The following is a 1476-nucleotide window of genomic DNA, read 5'->3' as shown; positions in this document are numbered from 1 at the left end:
ACCGCCGAGCACACCAGCGACCAGATCATCGCCCGGATCGGCACCCGGCTGCACAACGACAAGGGCACCGTCGTCCACCTGGCGCCGGACCCGGACAAGCTGCACCTGTTCTCCACCTCGACCGAGGAACGCTTGAACGCTTGAGTGGCCCGGGGCGGGACCGGGGAGTTCCCGGGGGCGGGCCGGGTGCGGTGAATGGTCGAATCGAGGTCGGCAACGCGTCCTGAGTTTCGGCTACCACAACTACGGAGACCCGTGGACAGAACAGTGTTACAGCGGCGACTGAGCTGGCAGACCGGGACTGTTGTCGAAGCGGTGCAGGAGACGACGCGCGCCCGCACGATCAAGCTCGCGGTCCCCGGGTGGTCGACCCATCGCGCCGGGCAGCACGTGGATGTGCGGCTGACTGCGCCCGACGGGTACCAGGCCCAGCGGAGTTACTCCATCGCGTCTGCTCCGGAGGACGAGTACGTTGCGCTCACCGTCGAGCGGATCGAGAACGGTGAGGTCTCGCCGTACCTCGTCGACGAGCTGCGGGTGGGCGACGAACTCGAGCTGCGCGGCCCGGTCGGAGGGTATTTCGTGTGGGGCGACGAGCTCGGTGGTCCGCTGTTCCTGGTGGCGGGCGGATCGGGTCTGGTGCCGCTGCGGTCGATGCTGCGGCACCACCGCGCCGCCGGGAGCCGGGTGCCGGTGCGGGTGCTGTGCTCGGCCCGGTGCCTGGACCTGCTGATCTACCGCGACGAGTTGATGGAGATCGCGGCGTACGACCTGTTCGACATCTCGGTCACTCTGACCAGGGAACCGGCGAGCAGTTGGCGCGGGTACCGGCGGCGGATCGACGGCGAGCTGCTGACGGAGACCGGCTGGCCGGCCACGGAGCGGCCGTTGACCTACATCTGTGGACCGACCGGCTTCGTCGAGGCCGCTGCGAACGAATTGGTTGCGTTAGGTCACGATCCGCTCCGGATCCGGACCGAACGCTTCGGTGGAACGGAGGTGGCGCGATGACGCCGCTGGACGGTAATGCGATCGCGGGGGTGCTGCAGGAGGTCTTCGGCCGCGACGTCACAGCGGGCGATTACTCCTGTCGGACCTGCGGTCGCACGGGGTACGTCGCGGAGCTTGCGGTCTACCCGAACGGCCCCGGGATCGTCGGGCGGTGCCGGAGCTGCGACGCGGTACTGCTGATGATCACCGAACGTCAGGGCTGGTACTGCGTCGACTCGGGTGGACTGTCCTGAGGCCGGTCGGGAACGGCGTGCACGAGGTCACGCCGGGATGCGATACCAAGCTTCTCGAAGACCTTGTGCAGGTGGTATTCGACGGTGCGCGGGCTCAGATAGAGCTGCTCGCCGATCTCCGGGTTGGTGAGTCCCTGACGTCGCGCCGCCGATCGCGCGGCGGCTGACCCGGTCGCCGGGGCCGGCGATGATCGCGTCCGGCCTGATCGGGGCACTGGTGGTCGGCCTGTCG

Annotated in this window: 3 protein-coding genes; 2 read left to right on the top strand and 1 reads right to left on the bottom strand. The window is 68.6% G+C overall.

Annotated elements, in window-relative coordinates:
* The first annotated feature begins 255 nt into the window (after window positions 1-255).
* Together ABZW60_RS41525 and ABZW60_RS41520 are read left to right on the top strand one after the other, a co-directional pair.
* The gene (locus ABZW60_RS41525; RefSeq protein WP_355486184.1) at window positions 256-1011 is read left to right on the top strand and encodes a ferredoxin reductase; all 756 of its coding nucleotides are present in this window, start codon (window positions 256-258) and stop codon (window positions 1009-1011) included.
* Window positions 1008-1244, top strand: a complete 237-nt coding sequence (locus ABZW60_RS41520; RefSeq protein ID WP_355486183.1) for a DUF6510 family protein — start codon at window positions 1008-1010, stop codon at window positions 1242-1244. Before ABZW60_RS41525 ends, ABZW60_RS41520 begins: the two co-directional genes overlap by 4 nt.
* Here the strand turns inward: ABZW60_RS41520 and ABZW60_RS41515 are convergent.
* Complete coding sequence (locus ABZW60_RS41515) at window positions 1205-1459, bottom strand: helix-turn-helix transcriptional regulator (protein WP_355486185.1); 255 nt, start codon at window positions 1457-1459, stop codon at window positions 1205-1207. The genes ABZW60_RS41520 and ABZW60_RS41515 overlap by 40 nt on opposite strands.
* Between the last annotated feature and the right edge of the window lie 17 nt (window positions 1460-1476).

It is taken from the genome of Kribbella sp. NPDC003557, assembly GCF_040610805.1.
Classification (GTDB): Bacteria; Actinomycetota; Actinomycetes; order Propionibacteriales; family Kribbellaceae; genus Kribbella.
Note: the sequence above shows the minus strand (reverse complement) of the source record. Positions and strands in the feature narration are given on the sequence as shown.

Excerpts from the sequence above, each read along its gene's own strand:
- ABZW60_RS41520 (WP_355486183.1), top strand. The coding sequence starts at position 1,008 with ATGACGCCGCTGGACGGTAATGCGATCGCGGGGGTGCTGCAGGAGGTC.